The organism is Dongia deserti, from assembly GCF_003574735.1.
Classification (GTDB): Bacteria; Pseudomonadota; Alphaproteobacteria; order Dongiales; family Dongiaceae; genus Dongia_A; species Dongia_A deserti.
The window spans coordinates 110,390-132,160 of the sequence record NZ_QORW01000016.1 but is presented as its reverse complement, the minus strand read 5'-3'; the positions used below and the strand labels follow the sequence as shown (position 1 = coordinate 132,160).

General features: G+C 65.0%; 18 protein-coding genes. 14 read left to right on the top strand and 4 right to left on the bottom strand.

Annotation, left to right across the window (positions count from 1 at the left end):
- On the bottom strand, positions 1-288 hold a 288-nt coding region (locus DTX69_RS22645; protein ID WP_162917468.1), incomplete at its 3' end, for a hypothetical protein.
- Positions 289-680: 392 nt separating this feature from the next.
- On the opposite strand from DTX69_RS22645, the gene dnaK reads away from it, so the two are divergent.
- From dnaK to dapB, 6 genes are all read left to right on the top strand, one after another.
- Complete coding sequence (gene dnaK, locus DTX69_RS22640; RefSeq protein ID WP_119303860.1) at positions 681-2,642, top strand: molecular chaperone DnaK; 1,962 nt, start codon at positions 681-683, stop codon at positions 2,640-2,642.
- Between the two features lie 125 nt (positions 2,643-2,767).
- A complete protein-coding gene (gene dnaJ / locus DTX69_RS22635; protein WP_119303859.1) occupies positions 2,768-3,916 on the top strand; it encodes a molecular chaperone DnaJ in 1,149 nt (382 codons plus the stop codon).
- A gap of 49 nt (positions 3,917-3,965) precedes the next feature.
- On the top strand, positions 3,966-4,997 hold the full coding sequence (locus DTX69_RS22630; RefSeq protein WP_162917467.1) for a hypothetical protein: 1,032 nt from the start codon (positions 3,966-3,968) through the stop codon (positions 4,995-4,997).
- A 64-nt stretch (positions 4,998-5,061) separates the two neighbouring features.
- On the top strand, positions 5,062-6,258 hold the full coding sequence (locus DTX69_RS22625; RefSeq protein WP_119303857.1) for a UDP-galactopyranose mutase: 1,197 nt from the start codon (positions 5,062-5,064) through the stop codon (positions 6,256-6,258).
- 178 nt (positions 6,259-6,436) lie between these two features.
- Positions 6,437-8,761 (top strand): sensor histidine kinase, encoded by a 2,325-nt coding sequence (locus tag DTX69_RS22620; RefSeq protein ID WP_119303856.1) that lies wholly within the window; start codon positions 6,437-6,439, stop codon positions 8,759-8,761.
- Positions 8,762-8,857: 96 nt separating this feature from the next.
- Positions 8,858-9,877, top strand: coding sequence for a 4-hydroxy-tetrahydrodipicolinate reductase (gene dapB, locus DTX69_RS22615; protein ID WP_119303855.1), 1,020 nt, complete (start codon positions 8,858-8,860; stop codon positions 9,875-9,877).
- On the opposite strand, the gene DTX69_RS22610 is transcribed toward dapB, so the two are convergent.
- A complete protein-coding gene (locus DTX69_RS22610) occupies positions 9,837-10,778 on the bottom strand; it encodes a DMT family transporter (protein ID WP_119303854.1) in 942 nt (313 codons plus the stop codon). The two genes, dapB and DTX69_RS22610, sit on opposite strands and share 41 nt — an antisense overlap.
- Positions 10,779-10,846: 68 nt before the next feature.
- A complete protein-coding gene (locus DTX69_RS22605; protein ID WP_119303853.1) occupies positions 10,847-11,389 on the bottom strand; it encodes a DUF2244 domain-containing protein in 543 nt (180 codons plus the stop codon).
- A gap of 64 nt (positions 11,390-11,453) precedes the next feature.
- Between DTX69_RS22605 and nth the strand changes: the two genes are divergently transcribed.
- On the top strand, positions 11,454-12,140 hold the full coding sequence (gene nth / locus DTX69_RS22600; RefSeq protein ID WP_119303868.1) for an endonuclease III: 687 nt from the start codon (positions 11,454-11,456) through the stop codon (positions 12,138-12,140).
- An 86-nt stretch (positions 12,141-12,226) separates the two neighbouring features.
- On the opposite strand, the gene acnA is transcribed toward nth, so the two are convergent.
- The gene (acnA, locus tag DTX69_RS22595; protein ID WP_119303852.1) at positions 12,227-14,947 is read right to left on the bottom strand and encodes an aconitate hydratase AcnA; all 2,721 of its coding nucleotides are present in this window, start codon (positions 14,945-14,947) and stop codon (positions 12,227-12,229) included.
- Between the two features lie 712 nt (positions 14,948-15,659).
- Between acnA and ccmA the strand changes: the two genes are divergently transcribed.
- The 7 genes from ccmA (at position 15,660) to DTX69_RS22560 (ending at position 21,770) form a co-directional block, all read left to right on the top strand.
- On the top strand, positions 15,660-16,265 hold the full coding sequence (gene ccmA, locus DTX69_RS22590) for a heme ABC exporter ATP-binding protein CcmA (RefSeq protein WP_119303851.1): 606 nt from the start codon (positions 15,660-15,662) through the stop codon (positions 16,263-16,265).
- The gene (gene ccmB, locus DTX69_RS22585) at positions 16,262-16,930 is read left to right on the top strand and encodes a heme exporter protein CcmB (protein ID WP_119303850.1); all 669 of its coding nucleotides are present in this window, start codon (positions 16,262-16,264) and stop codon (positions 16,928-16,930) included. The genes ccmA and ccmB overlap by 4 nt, the downstream gene beginning before the upstream one ends.
- A gap of 207 nt (positions 16,931-17,137) precedes the next feature.
- Entirely contained in the window at positions 17,138-17,869 is a 732-nt protein-coding gene (locus tag DTX69_RS22580) for an OmpA family protein (RefSeq protein ID WP_119303849.1), read from the top strand.
- A 384-nt stretch (positions 17,870-18,253) separates the two neighbouring features.
- Entirely contained in the window at positions 18,254-18,964 is a 711-nt protein-coding gene (locus DTX69_RS22575; protein WP_119303867.1) for a heme ABC transporter permease, read from the top strand.
- Between the two features lie 13 nt (positions 18,965-18,977).
- On the top strand, positions 18,978-19,163 hold the full coding sequence (gene ccmD, locus DTX69_RS22570) for a heme exporter protein CcmD (protein ID WP_119303848.1): 186 nt from the start codon (positions 18,978-18,980) through the stop codon (positions 19,161-19,163).
- Positions 19,160-19,627, top strand: a complete 468-nt coding sequence (gene ccmE, locus DTX69_RS22565; protein ID WP_119303847.1) for a cytochrome c maturation protein CcmE — start codon at positions 19,160-19,162, stop codon at positions 19,625-19,627. Before ccmD ends, ccmE begins: the two co-directional genes overlap by 4 nt.
- A gap of 166 nt (positions 19,628-19,793) precedes the next feature.
- On the top strand, positions 19,794-21,770 hold the full coding sequence (locus DTX69_RS22560) for a heme lyase CcmF/NrfE family subunit (protein WP_119303846.1): 1,977 nt from the start codon (positions 19,794-19,796) through the stop codon (positions 21,768-21,770).
- Position 21,771 lies beyond the last annotated feature (1 nt).

Here is a 21,771-nt window from a genome sequence, read left to right as displayed (position 1 = left end):
TCCGGCCTGCGGCGCGGCGGCCCTGGGCCGCGCGGCCGGCGCGGTCCGGGTGGCAGCGAGCCGCTGCAGGACGCGGGCGGCGCGGATGAAGCTCCAGAATGCCAGGGCATAGAGCAGGATCGGCGCCCAAAGGCTATATGGCGCGATCTCAGGGAACGCATCCACGATCGCGCGGATCGGCAGCACCATCGCTGCAACCAGCCAGAAGATCGCATTGGCCAGCAGGCCCAGGACGGCCCCGACACCCGCTTGCGGACGGCCCGATTGCGATTGAATGCTACGCGCCATGATCTGATCTCCCCGAGGGCAGAACCAAATTCTCCCATGGGCTTGCTTAAGGCTCAATGGCTGCGGGAGCAGACCATAGTCCCAATATCCCTCTGGAGCCGGCCTTGCCCAGGACGCTCAACCAGGGGTCGACGACTCCGAAAGTCAGGGGTGGCGTGTTGCCGCTGCGTTCCGCAACGGCACATGCGGTAGGTTCCATCGTCTTGCAACGCCTCGAAAAGCCCCTATATATCCCTGCGGAAATTCGGGGGTCTTCAGGACCGGCCACGGCCGGCCGGAAGGCCGCTGGAAAGGCGGCTCAGAGACCGCCAAATAACACATACCGACGGGAGTCTCCGCGGCGCTTCATCGGGAAGGTCGCGCCAGGGACTTGCTGAGATTGAGAGGAAGAGATGAGTAAAGTCATTGGCATCGACCTCGGCACCACCAATTCCTGCGTCGCCGTGATGGACGGCAAGGACACCAGGGTGATCGAGAATGCGGAAGGCGCGCGCACCACGCCTTCGATGGTGGCCTTCACCGATTCCGGCGAGCGCCTGGTTGGCCAGGCCGCTAAACGCCAGGCGGTGACCAATCCCGAGAACACCCTGTTCGCCATCAAGCGCCTGATCGGGCGCCGCTTCGACGATCCGCTCACCAAGAAGGACATGGGGCTCGTCTCCTACAAGATCGTCTCCGGCGACAATGGCGACGCCTGGGTCAGTGCCCACGGCAAGAATTATTCTCCCTCGCAGATCTCCGCCTTCATCCTGCAGAAGATGAAGGAGACGGCCGAGAACTACCTCGGCGAGAAGGTCACCCAGGCGGTCATCACCGTTCCCGCCTACTTCAACGACTCCCAGCGCCAGGCCACCAAGGACGCCGGCAAGATCGCCGGCCTCGAAGTGCTGCGCATCATCAACGAGCCGACGGCGGCGGCACTCGCCTACGGCATGGAGAAGAAGGGCACCGGCGTCATCGCGGTCTATGACCTTGGCGGCGGCACGTTCGACATCTCGGTGCTCGAGATCGGCGACGGCGTGTTCGAGGTGAAGTCGACCAATGGCGACACGTTCCTCGGCGGCGAGGATTTCGACGCGCGCGTGATCGACTACCTGGCCGACGAGTTCAAGAAGGACAACGGCATCGACCTGCGCAAGGATCGCCTCGCGCTGCAGCGCCTGAAGGAAGCGGCCGAGAAGGCGAAGATCGAACTGTCGTCCGCGATGCAGACCGAGGTCAACCTGCCCTTCATCACGGCGGACCAGACCGGGCCAAAGCATCTCAACATCAAGCTGACGCGCGCCAAGCTCGAATCGCTGGTCGATGACCTGATCGAGCGCACGATGGAGCCGTGCCGCAAGGCGCTGAAGGATGCGGGGCTCAAGGCCTCCGACATCAACGAGGTGATCCTGGTCGGCGGCATGACCCGCATGCCCAAGATCATCGAGAAGGTGAAGGAGTTCTTCGGCCGCGAGCCGCATCGCGGCGTGAATCCGGACGAAGTGGTCGCGGTCGGCGCCGCCATCCAGGGCGCGGTGCTGAAGGGCGAGGTGAAGGACGTCCTGCTTTTGGACGTGACGCCGCTGTCGCTCGGCATCGAGACGCTCGGTGGCGTGTTCACGCGCCTGATCGACCGCAACACCACGATCCCGACCAAGAAGAGCCAGGTGTTCTCGACCGCCGAGGACGGCCAGACCGCGGTCACCATCCGCGTGTTCCAGGGCGAGCGCGAGATGGCGGCGGACAACAAGCTGCTCGGTCAATTCGACCTGGTCGGCATCCCGCCGGCCCCGCGCGGCATGCCGCAGATCGAGGTCACGTTCGACATCGATGCCAACGGAATCGTCAACGTCCAGGCCAAGGACAAGGCGACCAACAAGGAGCAGCAGATCCGTATCCAGGCCTCCGGCGGCCTCAGCGACAGCGACATCCAGAATATGGTGAAGGATGCCGAGGCGCACGCCGCCGAGGACAAGAAGCGCCGGGCCCTGGTGGAAGCGCGCAACCAAGCGGACTCCACCATCCACGGCGCGGAAAAGCAGCTGAAGGAGGCCGGCGACAAGGTCGCGGCCAGCGACAAGGACGCGGTCGAAAGCGCGATCGCGGCTCTGAAGTCGGAAATGGAGAGCGAGAACGCCGACGCCATCAAGGCCAAGACCGATGCCCTGATCCAGGCGCTGATGAAGGTCGGCGAAGCCATGTATAAGGCAGCCGCCGAGCAAGGCGGCGCTGCGCCAGGTGCCGGCACGGGTGGTGATGGTGCGGCCGGTGCGCAGGGCGGCGGTGATGCCGGCGGTGCCCAGGCCAATGATGAGAAAGTCGTCGACGCCGATTTCGAGGAGGTCGACGAGCGCAAGGGCAAGAGCGCCTGAGCGTCCGAGTGTATCGGTGGGGGTCGGACAGGGAAGGTCCGGCCCCTGCCGCATTTCATAGGCGTACCGGGGGCGTGGGGCGGAAATGGTTCCGCCCGGTGTCGCCAAGCTTGAGCGAATAGGCGATGGCGAAGCAGGATTATTATTCGACACTGGGGGTGGCGAAGGACGCCGATCTCGACACGGTCAAGAAGGCGTATCGCAAGCTCGCCATGCAATATCACCCCGACCGCAATCACGGCGATGCGGCGGCGGAGCAGAAATTCAAGGAGATCAACGAAGCCTACGACGTCCTCAAGGACGAGCAGAAGCGCGCGGCCTATGACCGTTTCGGCCATGCCGCGTTCGAAGGCAATGGCGGCTTCAATGGGCGCGCCGGCGGCGCCGGCTTCGATTTCACCGCAACCGGTTTTGCCGACATTTTCGACGAGATGTTCGGCGAGTTCATGGGCGGCCGTCGCGGCGGCCAGTCCCGCGCGCGCGGCGGCGACCTCCGTTACAACATGGAGATCACGCTGGAGGAGGCGTTCGCCGGCAAGCAGGCGACCGTCCGCGTGCCCGGCACCGTGCCGTGCGAAGCCTGTCACGGCACCGGCGGCGAGAAGGGCACCCACCCGATCAACTGCCCGACCTGCCGCGGCCACGGGAGGGTGCGCGCCACGCAAGGCTTCTTCACCATCGAGCGGACCTGCCAGAGCTGCGGCGGTCTCGGCAAGGTGATCGAGAAGCCGTGTCCGGCATGCCACGGCCAGGGCCGCACCGCGAAGGACAAGACCTTGCAGGTGACCATCCCGGCCGGCGTCGAGGATGGCACGCGCATCCGCCTCGCCGGCGAAGGCGAAGCAGGATTGCGCGGCGCGCCATCGGGCGATCTCTACATCTTCCTCTCGGTGAAGCCGCATCGCCTGTTCCAGCGCGATGGCGCCAACGTCCATTGCCGCGTGCCGCTCTCCATGGCGACTGCCGCACTCGGCGGTGCGATCGAGATTCCGACCATCGACGGCTCCCGCGCCAAGGTCCAGGTGCCCGCCGGCACGCAGACCGGCCAGCAGTTCCGCCTCAAGGGCAAGGGCATGAGCGTGCTCAGGACCAACGCGCGCGGCGATATGTATGCCGAGATCGTGGTGGAGACGCCGGTCAATCTCAGCAAGAAGCAGAAGGAACTGCTCCAGCAGTTCGAGTCCGAGAGCAAGAAGCACGGCTCCTCCTCCTCACCCGAATCCGACACGTTCTTCGCGCGCGTGAAGGAGTTCTTCGGGAAGGAAGAGAGCTAGCCGCGCCCAAGAGCGCGCAGTCTTTCCCCAAGCGTCGATTCGTTCTACGGTGCGCGCCGTCATCTGGACCGCGCTTCGGGGGAAGATGTTCGAGGGCTATCGTATCGTGTGCGTGACGCCGGCGGGGCGGCGACGCTATATGAAGCTGCTGGTGCCGCAGATCCTGGCGTCCGGCCTGGTCGACCGGTACGACCTCTGGGTGAACACCGACGATGCCGGCGACCGCGCGTTCATGAAGGCGCTGACGCGACTGGATGAGCGTGTGCGCGTGGTGCCGCAGCCACGCGGCGAAAAGCCGAGCTGGAGCGCGATTCGCGCCTTCTTTCCTGGCGCTCTGGACGAGGACACGATTTACATCCGCCTCGATGACGACGTGGTCTGGCTCGAGCCGGGCTTCTTCGAAATCTTGCTGCGATTCCGCATCGCCAACCCGCGTTATTTCCTGGTGATGCCGCTCATCGTCAACAACGCGGTCTGCACCAACCTGCTGCAAACCTGCGGCAAGGTCGCGCCGTCGCGCTACGTTGGCGCCACCTGCATGGATCGCGTCGGCTGGCACGAACCGGGCTTTGCCGTGCGCCTGCACAGGTTCTTCCTTGATCTCGTCGCGCGTGACGAAACCCACCGGCTGCATTGCGGGCCGCGGGAGATCGCGCTGAACCGCTTCTCGATCAATGCAATCTGCTGGTTCGGCCGCGACATGGCCGCGATCGGAGGCGAGGTCCGGCCGGGGGAGGAAGAGGACCTCAGTAATGTCATCCCGACGCGCCTCGGCCGACCCAACTGCTTCTGCACGGATACCATCGCGGCGCACTTCGCCTTCTATGTTCAGCGGCGCGCTCTGGACAAGACCGATCTGCTGCAGGAATACGCGCAGGTGCTGTCGCAGCGGGCGGAGCTGAAGCCGCTGCTCTTGAAAACGACGGCGATCGCCGACGAGATCGATGCGCGCGAGCCGCCGCCCGTAGAGCAGCCGTTCGCTGCGAAGCCCTCATGGCGCGCGGCCTGGCGCAAGTTGGTCCCGCGCAAGCGCAAGAAGCAGCAGGTGCCGACGCTGTTGGAACCCGGGCCATTGCTATAGCGATCAGCTAGGCCGCGCGGATGATGTTTGCTAGCATTGCGGGCATGTCGCGTCGAGGGAGGCGATGAAGGCAAAGGCAATCCTGGTCGTAGGTGCCGGATTTGCGGGCGCGGTCTATGCGCGCGAACTGGCCGAGGCCGGCTGCCATGTGGAGGTCATAGACCGGCGGGCCCACATTGCCGGCAATGCGTTCGATGAAGTGGACGCGACCGGCATCCGCCGGCACGCCTACGGCCCGCATCTCTTCCATACCAACAGCGAGCGCGTCTGGGCCTGGGTTGCGCGCTTTGCCACATTCGTCCCGTACCAGCATCGGGTCAGCGCATGGGTCCCGACGATCGGACGGGGTGTTCCCTTGCCGGTTAACCGCACCACAGTCAACGCGGTATTCGGGCAGTCGCTATCAACGCCGGAAGACGTGGGCGCATTCCTGGCGCGCGTGGCCGTGCCGCACCCCGCGCCGCGCAATGCGGCGGAGTATTTGAATGCAAGGATCGGGGTCGAGCTTACAGATCTGCTGTTCCGGCCCTATAGCGAAAAGATGTGGGGCATGAAGCTGGAACAGATGGCCGCGTCCGTGGTGCAGCGCGTGCCGATCCGGGACGATGACGAGGACCGCTATTTCCCCGGCGACCGCTACCAGGGGCTGCCCTCTGACGGATACACCGAACTGGTGCGGCGGATGCTGGACCATCCGGGCATCCGGGTCGCGACCGGCATCGCCTTCGCCAGGGAGATGGTGCGCGACTATGATTTCTGCTTCAACAGCATGGCGATCGACGAATATTTCGGCTACGCACTCGGCGCGCTGCCCTACCGCTCCATCCGCTTTCATCATCGCCAGGAGCCGATCAGCTACCGGTTGGGCGGCACGATGCAGGTCAATTTCACCGATGACAGCCGTTACACGCGCCAGGACGACTGGAGCCTGTTGCCCGGCCATGTGGTGCGGCCGGGCGACGTGAAGACCGTGACGCGCGAGGAACCCTGCGCTGACACGGACAATCACATGGAACGCTATTATCCGGTGAAGACCAGCGACGGCGCCCCGGACGCGCTCTATCGGCAGTACCAGGACCTGGCGCGCGAAGAGGCCAAGATCCAGTTCATCGGCCGGTGCGGCACGTACCGCTATCTCGATATGGATCAGGTCATCAATCAGTCGCTGCAAGGCGTGCGGGCGTGGCTGGCCCGCTTTGGAATGGCGGTAGTGGAACATTCCCCGGAGGACCAGCGGTCCTTTGAAGGAATCACTACCTAATCCCTGCAACTTGCCCCAGCTCTTTACCTTCTCTTAACGTATCGCGCCCTAGCGTTCGCCTTTCGGCCAAAGCGCTTGGCCGTGCGCCTTCAAGCACGCGCTCAAGCGGGAAGACAAGGCGAAGAATGGGCGAAGCCGCCAGCAAGGGCAGCGATCCGTCGGTGCAAAGGAGCGGCGCATGAGCGCTGAGCTTGGCGCTGCGGCGTCGCGTGCGCGCAGCGCGCACGGCGTCCCCGCCAATTCCGACAGCCCGATCGTTACGCCATCGGATCCCCCGACCGCGGCAGGTGCCATGCACCGCCGCGCTGTGTTGCCGTGGCGGTTCATCCTCATCATCGGCTGGGCGTTGTTCATCGGCGGCTTCGCGATCGGTCAGCCGGCAGACCAAACGCTCCGGCATTGGTGGGTCGATGGTGCGTGGACCCTTGCGTATCTCGCCACCACGCTGCTCAGCTTGCGCGCTGCCCTGACGCTCACGGGCCGCGACCGCATTGCCTGGGGATTCTTCGCGGCAGCGTCTGGCGCCTGGTTCCTCGGCCAGCTGATCTGGGATTATTACGAGCTGATGGCGAACGTGCGGACGCCATTCCCGGCGATCAGCGATCTCTTTTATCTCCTGTTCGCGCCGCTCTACGCGATCGGCCTGACGTTCTTCGGCGAGAAGCCGAAGGGCGCCTCGATCGGACCGAAACTCGTAAGCCAACTGGTGATGATCGGCGCCGCGCTCTATGCCGCGGTCGGCCTCCACGTCAGCGAAGCGATCGTCGCCAGCGGCGATGGCGCGCTCTATCTCACGACGGCAGTCGCCTATCCGCTGCTCTACGGTGCCGCGTTCCTGATGGGCGTGCTCTCGCTCTGCTTCTATGTTTGGGGCCACAGGCGTTTCATCCTGACGCCGCTGATGATCGGCCTCGGCTGCCACGCGCTCGCGAATACCTCGTACGGGTTGAGCCTGTTGGGCCGCGACTATCAAGTCGGTCAGGTCTATGACTTCCTGTGGCTGCTCGGCAGCGCGTTCCAGTTCTGGGCGGCCGCCGAACATATTCACCAGGCGCGAGCGCGCGTGGGTGAGAAGCCGCTGGGCGAGCAGTTCCTGATCACGGCCTTCAGCCGGTCGCGCAGGCTGGAGCCGTTGATTCCAGCACTCGGCATCGTGGTCATCTCGCTCACTGTCGCGCTCGACGCGGATGGCGTGACGCGCCCCGAGGCGTTGGCTATCCTGATGCCGGCCTGCCTCGTCTTTGCCATCGCAGTCGCAGTGGCCGAAGGATGGAGCTGGCGCGTCGAAGACGGGCTGCGCCGCGCCGCGGCGGATGCAGCGCTGAAGGCGCAGCGTTCGGAAAGCCGCCTCGCCGCCATGCTGGAGATCGCACCCACCGCCATCATCGCGGTCGACCAGGACCGACACGTCCGCCTGTGCAGCAAGGGCGCGGCGAAGCTGTTCGGTTATGCCACGCAAGAGACGGTCGGCCTGCCGGTCACGCTGCTGTTCAGCGACGATCGCGCACAGGCCGGCGGCCAGCCGCTGACCTTCGAGCACATCATCCAGCGTCTGCGCCGGGGCGAGATCAAGGGGCGCACCCAATCCGGCACGCAGTTCCCGCTGGAGGGCGCATCCTACGAACTGGCCGATGGCGGCGAAGGCGCCCTCACCATCATGATGCTGACCGACGCGACCGAGCGGCGGCGGCAGGAACGCGCGCTGCGCCACGCCAAGGAATCGGCGGAGGCGGCGAACCGCGCCAAGACTCAGTTCCTCGCCAACATGAGTCACGAGCTGCGCACGCCCTTGAACGCCATCATCGGCTTTTCCGAGGTGATCTCGAACAAGCTGTTCGGCGAGCTTAACGACCGCTACACCGACTATGCGACCGACATCGTGGCCAGCGGCCGTCACCTGCTCGGTCTCATCAACGACATTCTCGACCTTTCGAAGATCGATCTCGGCCAGGCGACCCTGAGCGAGGGCGAAGTGGACCTGACGCGCTGCGTCCATTCGTGCCAGCGCCTGATGTTCGAGCGCGCGGAGCGTGGCGGCGTGCATGTGCAGGTGATGCTGCCGCAGACACTGCCGCTGCTGTGGGCGGACGAGACCAAGGTGAAGCAGATCGTGCTCAACCTGCTCTCCAACGCGGTGAAGTTCACCGAGCGGGGCGGGCGTGTCACCATCAGCGCGGCGATCCTGACCGATGGCGGCCTGTCGCTGTCCATCATCGACACCGGCATCGGCATGCGGTCGGAAGACATCCCCAAGGCCATGACGCCGTTCGGCCAGCTGGAAAGCACGTTCGAGCGGCGGTTCGAAGGGACCGGACTCGGCCTGCCGCTGGTGCAGCGCCTGGTCGAGCTGCATGGCGCCGAATTCCGACTGGAGAGCCATCCCGGCAAGGGCACCAAGGCGGACGTGCGCTTCCCCCGCAGCCGTGTCATTGCCCCGGCGATCGTTCCGCTGCCCGATCGGTCCCAGGCGCCGGCCGCCAGCCGTAAGACCGGCACGAACTAACCAGGCTCTCTTTCTGCCCCTCCCCGTTGCCCTTTCGCTGCCAACCCGACTACAGTTGCAAGATGCGTTAACTTTTGCGACTCGCGGGGATCGGGGATGAACACGAAGAAAGCCGGCAAGCCCGCCGTCAAACCAGCAACCAAGCCAGCCGCCAAAGCTGGCGCCAAGGCTTTGCAAAAGAAGCCTATCGGATTGAAATCTCAAGAAAAACCGGCTGAAAAGCCGGCGCCGCGTCCGGCCGGGCCGGCCCCGGTCCGGGTCAAGCGCCCCAGCAACGGCGCGGTCAAGGTCGGGGTGGTCGGCTGCGCCGGCCGGATGGGCCAGATGCTGCTCAAGATGCTGATCAACGCCCCCGGCATCGTGGTGGTAGGCGGGACGGAGCGCAAAGGTTCGATCGCCCTGGGGCAGGATATCGGGGCCTTGGCCGGGGCCGACCCGCTCGGCATCTCGGTCAGCGATGATCCATCCATGCTGTTCGAGACCTCGGACGTGGTGGTGGATTTCACCAACCCAACGGCGACCATCCAGCATGCCCAGATGGCGGCCCGTACCGGCTCCGCCCTGGTCATCGGCACGACCGGCTTCGACAACGATCAGCTGAACAGTCTCTATCGCGCCGCGCAGAGGGCGCCGATCGTCCTCGCCGCCAACATGAGCCTCGGCATCAACCTGCTGCAGCAGGTGGTGGAGGAGGTCGCACGCATCCTCGATCCCGATTGGGATATCGAGATCGTGGAAATGCACCACCGCGCCAAGATCGACGCGCCGTCGGGCACTGCGCTGGCCCTGGGCGAGGCTGCAGCGCGCGGGCGGGGACAGAACCTGCGCCGCATTTCGCGCCGCTCGCGCGACGGGCAAGTGGGGCCACGGATCAAGGGCGAGATCGGCTTTGCCGCCTTGCGCGGCGGCGATGTGGTCGGCGACCACACCGTCATCTTCGCCGCCGATGGCGAGCGGGTGGAGATCACCCACCGGGCAGGCAGCCGCGAGATCTTCGCGCGCGGCGCGGTGAAGTCAGTGCTTTGGGCGGCGGGCAAGAAGCCCGGCCTCTATTCCATGCGCGATGTCCTGGGCTTCAGCGTCCAGAGGCCGCAGGCTTCGACACCGACGCCCTGAAGCTGGGTTTCAGCCAGCGCGCCAGTGCAAGGCCAGTCAGGATCAGCAGGAGCGCGACCAGAGCGTTCCAGCTCGGCCGTTCGCCGGCCAGGAAGAATCCCCAGCCGACGCCCATCAGCGGGACCAGGTAGTTGTTGAACGAGCCGAAGCCGGCGCCGACCCTGCGCAGCAGCAGGAAGAACAGCAGATTGCCGCCGCCCGTCGACAACAGGCCGAGCCAGCCGACCGAGAACCAAGCCTCGCCATCCGGTGCCAGGGTCCAGGGCTGATCGATCACGAGCCAGACGGGAATGAGCGGCACCAGACCGGCCAGCAGGATGGTGCCGACCAGCATCTCCGAACCGAGCGGCGGCAGGCGCTTGGCGTTGACGCCGTAGAGCGAATAGGAGAAGGCGCCGGCCAGGATCGCGATCTGGCCGATCACGACGTCGCCCAATCCTTTCAGCGCATCAACGCCGATCAGGGCCAGGACGCCCGCGAAGCCGAGCAAAGCACCCAGCGCCTTGCCGAGGGTCAGCGGCTCATCGTGGGTGAAGAAGTGCGCCAGCACGATGACGAAGCTCGGGATCGTCGCCATCAGGATCGCGGCGAGATTGGACGGCGTGTATTGCTCGCCCCAGCCGATGAGAAAGAAGGGCAGAGAGTTGCCGATGATGCCGAGAAAGATCATCCGCCCCCACAGGCCAAGGCCGCGCGGCATCTCCTGGCCCTTGGCAAAGGCAATGATCAGCAGCATCGCCGCGCCGATGGTGATGCGCCCGACCGCAAGTGAGAGCGGCGGCAAGGTCTCGACCGCCTGCTTGATGAAAAAGAAGGACGATCCCCAGGTCAGCGCCAGCAACAGCAGCAGCGCGAAATCTGCCGCACCGGGCGGCCGCAGCGTCGAGTTCTTTTGTGTCATGATAATGCTCTAAAGGGATGGTCGCATTTTTCGACGCCGAACCGGTTACCGCTTCGGCTCAAAATGCTTCAGGTTGCGCGCCAGCGTGACAGGACGGTTTGAAGCTCTTGTGCGAATTGCCGCCGCTCTGCGGCACCCAGAAAGGCGCCGATCTCCACTGCGCGGCCGTGGGAGCGGAGCAGCAAGGCGGGATTCTCGAAGCCGCGCTCCTGCAGGATGATCTGCAGCCAATAAGGCTCGAACGTGGATTCGGCGAGGCGACCCTTGCCATCGAGCTGCTGCAACAGCAGGCGGTCGGCATAGAGCCGGATGCGCTCGGCGCGGCGGTCGCCGCGGAAATGGGTGCGCAGCAGCCACCAGAACAACAGCCACTCCGCGCCCAGGAAGCCGAAGATCGGCCAGGCGCCGAGCACCAGGAACAACCCGCCCCACAGCGAGACGATGACGACGGTGCCGATAGTGAGGATCAGGAACCCCCGCTCGGAGAGCGACCGGTGCGGGTAAAGCAACGCCTCGAACAGCAGGCGTTCGGACCGGGGCGGCTGGAGATCGTCGCCCGCTTCCCCCTCCAATGCGGTGACCTGCCGCTTCTTGTCCGTTTCGTCCGTCATGGCTTGCAGTATAGAGTGCCAGGCGGTTGCATCAACGTCGTCGCGGGTGGGGGCATTGGCGAAACTGAAACCGGACCAGATCGAGGCCTTCTATGCCACGCTGGCGAAGGCTAATCCGAATCCGCGCGGGGAGCTCGACTATATCAATCCCTACACCTTGCTGGTCGCGGTGGTGCTCTCCGCCCAGGCGACCGATTCTTCCGTCAACAAGGCCACGGAGCTTCTGTTCAAGGTGGCGGACACGCCGGAAAAGATGCTGAAGCTCGGCGAAGGAAAGCTCAAGGACTACATCAAGATCATCGGGCTCTATAACAACAAGGCCAAGAACGTGATGGCGCTGTCGCGGATCCTGGTTGAAGAGTTCAAGGGCGAGGTGCCGCAGGATCGCGAGACCTTGCAGACGCTGCCGGGTGTGGGCAGGAAGACGGCGAATGTCGTGCTCAACGTCGCGTTCGGCCATCCGACGATCGCGGTCGACACGCACATCTTCCGCGTCAGCAACCGCACCGGCCTCGCACCCGGCAAGGACCCGCACGCGATCGAGCTGGCGCTCGAAAAGCGCACGCCCGACAAATACAAGCGCAACGCCCATCACTGGCTGATCCTGCACGGCCGCTACGTGTGCAAGGCCCGCAAACCCGAATGCCCGCGCTGCGTGGTGAGCGAGATCTGCGCCTATCCGGCGAAGACAACGGTCGCGGGCGTGCTGCCGGGGAAGAAGAAAGCGGCGCGCACAACAAGCGCGCGATAGCAATGGTACGCACACACACCTGTCACCCCGGCTCGCGCTTCGCTTGGCCGGGATGACAGGTGAGAAGCGTTGAACGTGCGTGGTCGCTAAGCCGCTGCCTTCGCGAGGTTGCGGAGCACGAACGGCAGGATGCCGCCGTTCTTGAAATACTCGATCTCGTCCAGCGTATCGATGCGGCAGGTGAGCGGGACGTCCTGCGTGCCGCCGTTCCGGCTGATGCGAAGCGTCACGTCCATGCGCGGCTTCAGGCCCTTGGAGAGGCCGGTGATGTCGAACACCTCCGTGCCGTCGAGTTGCAGACTCTGCCGCGTCGTGTCGCCCTTGAACTGCAGTGGCAGCACGCCCATGCCGACCAGGTTGGAGCGGTGGATGCGCTCGAAGCTTTCCGCGATCACCGCCTTGATGCCGAGCAGCATGGTGCCCTTGGCCGCCCAGTCGCGCGAGGAGCCGGTACCGTACTCCTTGCCGGCGATGACCACGAGCGGCACGCCGTCCTTCTGGTACTTCATCGAGGCGTCGTAGATCGACATCTGCTCGCCGTCCGGCATGTACCGCGTGACACCGCCCTCGGTGCCGGGGGCCATCTCGTTCTTGAGGCGGATGTTGGCGAAGGTGCCACGCATCATCACCTCGTGATTGCCGCGCCGCGCTCCGTAGGAGTTGAAATCGACCGGGCCGACGCCCTTGCCGATCAGGAACTGGCCGGCCGGCCCCTCCTTCTTGATCGAGCCCGCGGGCGAGATGTGATCGGTGGTGATGCTATCGCCGAGGATCGCGAGCGACCGCGCCTTCATGACGTCGCTGACGCTATTGCCGGCCTCGCTGTTCATGCCGACGAAATAGGGCGGGTTCTGCACGTAGGTGGAGGCCTTGTCCCACTGATAGGTCTGGCCCTTGGCGATCTTCACCTTGCGCCAGAGCTGATCGCCGGTGAAGACGTCCTTGTAGCGCTTCTTGAAGGCGACCGGCGTCACGTTCTTGCGCACGAACTCCGCGATCTCCTGGTTGGTCGGCCAGATGTCCTTGAGGTAGATCGGCTTGCCCTTCTTGCCGTAGCCGATCGGATCCTTGGTGATGTCGATCTTCATGGATCCGGCCAGCGCATAGATCACGACCAGCATCGGCGAAGCGAGATAGTTCGCCTTCACATGCGGGTTGACGCGGCCTTCGAAATTGCGATTGCCGGAAAGGACCGCGGCGGCGACCAGATCGCCGGTGGTGACGGCGTCCGCGATCGGATCGGGCAGCGGGCCAGAATTGCCGATGCACGTGGTGCAGCCGTAGCCCACAAGGTTGAAGCCGAGCTTGTCGAGATAAGTCTGCAAGCCGGCCTTCTTCAGATAGTCGGTCACGACCTGTGAACCGGGCGCGAGCGAGGTCTTCACCCAAGGCTTGGTCTTGAGGCCGAGCTTCACCGCATTGCGCGCGATCAGGCCCGCGCCCAGCATCACGCTGGGGTTCGAGGTGTTAGTGCAGGAAGTGATCGCGGCGATCACCACGTCGCCGTCGCCGAGGTCGTAGTTGCTGCCTTTGACGCTGACGCGCGATTCGTGATCGCTGTGGCGGCCGAAGGCGTCGGTGAGCGCCTTCTTGAAGCTGTCGGCGGCCTGGCTCAGCGGCACGCGATCCTGCGGGCGCTTGGGGCCGGCGAGCGACGATTCGACGGTCGAGATATCCAGCTCCAGCATGTCGGTGAAGACCGGGTCGGGAGACTTGGCATCGCGCCACATGCCCTGCGCCTTGGCGTATTTCTCGACGAGGGCGATGCGCGCCGGCGGCCGGCCCGTTGCCTTCATGTAGCGCAAGGTTTCGGCATCGACCGGGAAGAAGCCGCAGGTCGCGCCATATTCCGGCGCCATGTTGGCGATGGTGGCGCGATCGGCGAGAGCCAGGTCATCGAGGCCGGGACCGTAGAACTCCACGAACTTGCCCACCACGCCCTTCTTGCGCAGCATCTGCGTGACGGTGAGGACGAGGTCGGTGGCGGTCGTCCCTTCCTTGAGCCGACCGCTCAGCTTGAAGCCGACCACTTCGGGGATGAGCATGGAGATTGGCTGGCCCAGCATGGCCGCCTCCGCCTCGATGCCGCCGACGCCCCAGCCGAGGACGGCGAGGCCGTTGACCATGGTCGTGTGCGAATCCGTGCCGACGAGCGTGTCGGGATAGGCGATCGTCTTGCCTACCTTCTTCTTGCCTTTGATGATCTGCGTCGGTTCCTTCGCCGTCCACACCACCTGCGCCAGATGCTCGAGATTGACTTGGTGGCAGATGCCGGTGCCGGGCGGCACCACGCGGAAATTCGCGAATGCGGTCTGGCCCCAGCGCAGGAAGGCGTAGCGCTCGCCATTGCGCTCATATTCGCGCTCGACGTTCTTCTTGAACGCGCCGGGGCCGGCGAAATAGTCCACCATCACCGAATGGTCGATCACGAGGTCGACGGGGGAGAGCGGATTGATCTTCTCCGGATCGCCGCCGAGGCTGATCATCGCTTCGCGCATGGCGGCGAGATCGACCACGGCCGGCACGCCGGTGAAATCCTGCATCAGCACGCGCGCCGGGCGGTAGGCGATCTCGCGGTCGGAACTCTTCTTCTTGAGCCATCCCGGGATCGCCTGGATGTCCTGCTTGGTGACCGACCTGCCGTCCTCGTAGCGCAGCAGGTTCTCCAGCAGCACCTTGAGCGAGATGGGAAGGCGGGAGAGATCGCCCAATCCGGCCTTTTCCGCCGCCTTGAGGCTGAAGTAATCGTAGGCTTTCCCGCCAACCGTGAGGGTTTTGCGGGACTTGAAGCTATCGAGCGATGTCACGACGGATTCTCCCAGGAACTAACCAGCAGACCAAGCAAACAATCGACAGAGTGGACCGGACCTTGTGGCGGAGCGAGCAGGCGGAGGGCCCGCTGGAAAACTCGCCAGATGGCCGGACCATAGCATGTTCGTGTGACGCGTTCGAGCCGCCGCAAAGCTGAGGCCAGCCCAACTTTTCCGGAGAGCGCAAGGATGCCAGCCGCTTGCGGCGCGCTGTTGAGATTCCGGCTTCATTTGACCGCGGGCGATCAACACAATTTTGCCATTATCTGACCTTATTGAGGCCATTAGGCACCGAAAGACTCTTAGGCAACAGAGATCATCCCCTCTGTTTGTCGCAGGGGTGTTCGACCCGCCCCTGTTCAGGTGCCCCACACAAGAGCATCCGCCCCCGCGGATGCGAGGTCGAACTGGAAGGCGTCGCGCTACCCCCGATCGACGTCTTCAAAAGACGGGCAGAGCGCCGCGGGCCCACTCCATCCCCAGGACCCGCGGCGCCGCCCAATTTTTTTGCCGACATCATTCCATACTGTCATCCCGGTCGAGCGCAGCGAGCGCCGGGACCCATGCGGACGTTCTGCAGCACTGCTGGATCGCATGGGTCCCGGGTCGTGCCGCTGCGCGGCCCGCCCGGGATGACAGCAAGGAGTACGTCGAGATGCCGTCCACCAGTGGACTGCGACTCACTGCGGGTCTTATCTTCAGCTGCCTCATGACTGAACTTTCCCTCGACAACATTGCGCTGGAGCGTGGCGAGCGGCGGATCGCCAGCGGGATCAATGCGCGGGTCGCGGGCGGCGAGGCGCTGCTATTGAAGGGGCCGAACGGCAGCGGCAAGTCCACGCTCCTGCGAGTGCTGGCGGGTTTGCTGCCGGCGGCCGACGGCGCGATCAAGTGGGACGGCGCCGATGTGGCGCAAGAACCTGAAGCGCATCGCGCGCGACTCACCTATCTCGGGCACCAGGATGCACTGAAGGCCGGCCTGACCGCGCGGGAGAACCTGCAATTCTGGGCCAGCTTCAACGGCGGCGATGCGGATGCGGCGCTGCGGGCCTTTGGCCTCACCCAACTGGCGGATCGGCCGGCGCGCATGCTGTCCGCAGGGCAGAAGCGGCGCCTCGCCCTGAGCCGGGTCGCTTTGAACGACCCGCCGCTATGGTTGCTTGATGAACCGGTGACGGCGCTCGACAGCGAAGCGCGGGCGGCCTTCATCGTGCTGCTCAATCGCCATCTGGCGGCGGGCGGGCTCGCCATTATCGCAACCCACGAGCCGCTGGCGATCGAAGCGCCCGTTCTGCAGCTGGGGCGCGAGCCATGAGCGCGTTCCTCGCCCTGCTCAAGCGCGATCTCGTGCTCTCCTACCGCCAGGGCATCGATGCCTGGGTGGTGGTGCTGTTCTTCCTGGCGGCGGGTATCCTCTTTCCGTTCGCCATCGGGCCGGAGCCCAATGCGCTGATGCGGGTCTCGACCGGCGTAGTGCTCAGCATGGCGGCGCTGGCGGCGCTGCTGTCGCTGGACCGGCTCTATCAGGGTGATTTCGAGGACGGCAGCCTGGACCTGATGGTGCTGGGGCCACTGCCTCTGGAATTGACGGCGCTGGCCAAGGCGCTGGCGCATTGGCTCTCGACGGGTTTGCCGCTGCTGATTGCCGCGCCGCTGCTGGCGCTGATGCTGAATGCGCCGAGCGAAAGCTATGGGCCGATGCTGCTGGCCCTGGCGCTGGCGACGCCCGCCTTGAGCCTGCTCGGCGGACTGGGTGCCGCGCTCACGCTGGGCAGCCGGCGCGGCGGCATTCTCCTCACCTTGCTCATTCTCCCCCTCTATGTGCCGGTGCTGATCTTCGCTGCTGGACTCATCAGCCGCTCGCTTCTGCTGGAGGATGATCCGACCGGCGCGCTTTTGCTGCTGAGCGGAGTGGATCTCGGGCTGCTCGCCATCACACCCTGGGCAACAGCGGCGGCGCTGCGGCAGGCGCTGCGATAGGACCGTTAGTCCAATCGCTATAGAGCGCGGCCATAATCTGTGGCGAATGCGCAACAAGTATGGATTGTTCGACACAGCCATTCGAAAAATCCAATGATTTCCTATGGATTCTGTCCTCGACTTGAACCTATGTTATGGCCGCTCTGCACCAGCCGTGCTGGACGAGCATTCAAGAAAGATGATCGTGCGTAGGGGGAAGAGTACAGCATGACCCGCGGCGTGAAGCTGGCCTCGCTCGGCGCGTCTCTGCTCGCGCTCGCAGCCTGCGCCGTCCCCGACCGCCAGCCCGATCTCGACAACATCGCCGCCAATGTCGAGCAGACGCGCGAAGGCGATTTCGGCGAATTTCTCTACAATCTGAACGAGGCCGGCGACAAAGCGCGCCGCGCGGAAGAGATCCACGACGAGGTCAGCCAGGTTCCACCGTACCTCCATGCCAGCTTGAGCGCGCGCGAAGAGGGCGTGCGGCTGGCGGAGGAGTCGGCGGAGCACCGTCGCCGGGCCGAAGATGCGCTGAACCGCATCCTCGATCCCTTGCGCGCCCGCATCGCATACCTTGAATCGCTGCACGTGCCCCAGACGGTCGGGGCGCTCACGAGGGCAGTCTATTTCGACACCGGTTCCGCCGCGTTGGGCGATGACGACCAGCCAGTTCTGGACGAGGTGTCGGGCTTCCTCAGCCAATATCCGATCGCAACGGTGGTCATCACCGGTTACGCCGATACCCAAGGTTCGCTTGAGGCCAATCGCGCGCTGGCACAACGCCGGGCGCAGGCGGTGGCCCAGGCCCTGCGCGGTCTGGGGGGACCGTTAGCGGGCTCTGTTTCTGTCGTGGCGGTGGGTGAGCCCGAAGGGGCCGCCGATTCCGAGGCCAATCCGGAAGACCGTCGCGTCGAGATCTTGGTCGCGCCGCACGGAACCTACAACCAGGGACCATAACGGCGCGCCCCGGGCCGGTTCCGGGGGGACCGGCCCGGCGCGTACCTCCTGCTGGGGGAAAAACGGCAGGGCACAAAGTGGGAGCCAGGGCACCGGCTCCAAGCATTTCCTTGGGGGTAGAGCAGGGCGTCGCCGCAAGGCGGCGCCCTTTTTTTTTGCGCGCAGGCACCGATACGCACGTTGACCGACCCGGGATCCATTCTTCCGCCGCACGGCCCTTGCCGCGGATAAATGGATGCCGGTTCGCGCTGCGGCTTGGCCGGGGTGACGGAAAATTAGGGGGCGCTTGAGGCCGATTGCCGCTAGGCCGAAAGACCAGGGGCGGGCGGCTGGTTTCGGCGGGGGGCGGGCTGTATATAAACCCCCATGGCGACAGGCTTTAATATCCATCGTTTTGCCAACCCGGGGCGCTTCCTGCGCCTGGCTGGCGCGCTGCTGCCGTGGCTCACGGGCGGGGCGGTGATCCTGTTCGCGGTGGGGCTCTATCTCGCGCTGGTCGGGTCGCCGCCGGACTACCAGCAGGGCGATACCGTACGCATCATGTATATCCACGTGCCCTCCGCCTGGATGGCGATGATGGGCTATGGGCTGCTGGGTGCGGCGGGGGCGAGCGCGCTGATCTGGCGACATCCGCTGGCGGACGTCGCCTCCGAAGCGATCGCGCCGGTGGGAGCCGGCTTCACCTTCGTTGCGCTGGTGACGGGCTCGCTGTGGGGCAAGCCGACCTGGGGCACCTACTGGGTGTGGGATGCACGGCTGACCTCGTTCCTGGTCCTGTTCTTTCTCTATGTCGGCCACATTGCCCTGACGCACGCCTTCGACGAGCGGCAGCGCGGACGGCGCTCTGCGGCGATTATCGCCGTCGTCGGATTGATCAACCTGCCGATCATCAAATACTCGGTCGATTGGTGGAACACGCTGCACCAGTCGGAAAGCATCCTGCGCATGGACGGACCCAGCATCGATCCGTCAATGCTGTGGCCGCTCTTCACCATGATCGTCGCCTTCACGCTCTATTTCTTCGCCGTAGTGATGACGCGCATGAAAGCGATGCTGCTGGAAGCCCGCCACCGCGCCGCCGCATTTGCGCGCTAGCCGGGCTGGGACGATGAACACAGTGAGCGCCGGATTCTTTGATATGGGTGGAGACGCCGCGTTCGTGTGGCCGGCCTACGGCGTGGCGGCGCTGATGCTGATCGCGTTCGCGCTGTTGAGCTGGCGCCGCCTGCGTGCGGCCGAACGTGCGCTGGAGCGCGTGACGGAATCGGATCCCGCCATGAGTGACGACGCATGAGCCGCAAGCGCCTCCGCCTCTATCTCGTGCTCGCGACCTTGGTCGTGCTCGGCATCGCGGCGACGTTGATCTTGCGCGCATTGAACGAGGAGCTGGTGTTCTTCCTCAGTCCGACCCAGATCGCCGAGAAGCAGCCGAATGCCGGCCAACAGATCCGCCTGGGCGGCCTCGTGGAAGCCGGGAGCGTGAAAAAAAGCGGCGAGACGGTCGCGTTTTCCGTGACCGATCTCAGCAACAACGTGCGCGTGAGCTATCGCGGCCTGCTGCCGGATCTGTTCCGCGAGGGCCAGGGCGTCGTGGTGCAGGGTGCGTTCGACGGCGCCGGCCAGTTCGTGGCGAGCGAGGTGCTCGCCAAACACGACGAAACCTACATGCCGCCCGAAGTCGCCAAGGCGCTGAAAGAGTCGGGCCGCTGGCAGGAGACCGAAGGCAAGGGCACAGCGCAGCCGGCGGTGACGCAGTGATGCACGCGATCAGGATACGTTCTCAGTCGTCATTGTCGTGCTTGGCACGACCATCCACGAGTTTGCCTGCGACCGCTTTGCGCTGCCGAACGAAACTCGCGGATGGTCGGACCAAGTCCGACCATGACGGAAAATTGGCAGGCCGGGAGTCGATGGAGTACAGCGCATGATCCCCGAGCTCGGCCATTACGCTCTGGTGCTGGCGCTGGTGATGGCGCTGGCGCAGGCGACGTTGCCGATGGTGGGGGCGGCGCGGGGCGTTCGGCCGTGGATGCAACTGGCGCGGCCGGCAGCGCGGGCGCAGTTCGGGTTCGTCGCGTTCGCCTTCCTCGCATTGATGTATTCGTTCGCGATCTCCGACTTCTCGGTCGCTATCGTGACCCAGCATTCGCACAGCGAGCAGCCACTGATCTACAAGCTCAGCGGCACCTGGGGCAATCACGAGGGCTCGCTGCTGCTCTGGGTGCTCATTCTCACCGTGTTCGGTGCGCTTGTGGCCTCGTTCGGCGACAACCTGCCGCCGCGGCTGAAGGCGCGCACGCTCAGCATTCAGGCCATGATCTCGGTCGGGTTCCTGCTCTTCATGCTGCTGACCTCGAACCCATTCGCGCGGCTCGATCCCGCGCCGTTCCAGGGGGAAGAGCTCAATCCGCTGCTGCAGGATCCCGGCCTCGCCATGCATCCGCCGATGCTCTATCTCGGCTATGTCGGGTTCTCGATCGTGTTCTCCTTTGCGGTCGCGGCCCTGATTGACGGCAAGGTCGATGCGGCCTGGGCGCGCTGGGTCAGGCCATGGTGCCTGCTGTCCTGGACGTCGCTCACCGGCGGAATCGTGCTCGGCTCCTGGTGGGCCTACAACGAGCTCGGCTGGGGCGGCTGGTGGTTCTGGGACCCGGTGGAGAACGCGTCGTTCATGCCGTGGCTGATCGGCACAGCTTTGCTGCATACCGCCCTGGTCGTCGAGAAGCGCGACGCGCTCAAGAGCTGGACAATCCTGCTGTCGATCCTGACCTTCGGCTTTTCGCTGCTCGGCACCTTCCTGGTACGCTCCGGCATCATCACCTCGGTGCATGCCTTCGCCGACGATCCGACCCGCGGCGTCTTCATCCTCGCTTTGCTCGCCATTGCGATCGGCGCGCCGTTGTCGCTCTACGCCATGCGGGCGCCGACCCTGCGCGGCGGCGGCCTGTTCGCACCACTGAGCCGCGAAGGTGCCTTGGTGATGAACAACCTGCTGCTGGCCACCATGACGGCGACGGTGCTGCTGGGCACGCTCTATCCGCTGCTGCTGGAGCTCACCACGGGAAAGACAATCTCGGTCGGCGGGCCGTTCTATATGGCGACCTTCGGCGTGCTCGCCTTGCCGCTGCTGATCCTGATGGCGATCGGGCCGTTCCTGGGCTGGAAGCGCGGCGACGTGAAAGGCGCGTTGCAGCGTTTGATTGCCGCCGGCATTTGCGCGCTCGGCGCCGCGATCATCGCGATCTGGATCAAGGCGGATGGGCCGATCCTGGCCCCCCTCGGCCTGTTCGTCGGCGTGTGGCTGCTGGTCGGAACGCTCATCGAGTTCATGGAGCGCATTCGCCTGTTCGACGGCAAGCCGGGGCGCGTCTGGACGCGCATCCGCCACACGCCACGCGCCACCTATGGCATGACGCTGGCGCATCTCGGCCTCGCCATCGCGGTCATCGGCATGACCGGCGCCGGCGCCTGGAAGAGCGAGGAGATAAGGCTGCTGCATCCGGGCCAGTCGCTCACGTTGCAGGGCTACGACTTCAAGCTCGAAAGCGTGGAGGGTGTGCGGGGCGAGAACTACCTTGCCGACCAGGCGCATTTCATCGTCAGCCGCGACGGCAGATTCGTCGCCGATCTCTATCCGGAGCGGCGGCAATATATGGTGCAGCCGATGCCGACAACCGAGGCCGCGATCCGCTCAGGGCCGCTTGCCGATCTCTATGCGGTGATCGGCGAGCCCGACGGCAAGGGCGGCTGGCTGGTGCGCGTCTATCACGAGCCGCTGGTGACATGGATCTGGTTCGGCGCACTGGTGATGGTGGCGGGTGGCCTGACGAGTCTCAGCGACCGGCGCTATCGCGTGGGTGCACCCGTTCGCGCCGGTGCCGCACAAGCCGTGAGAGCGTAAG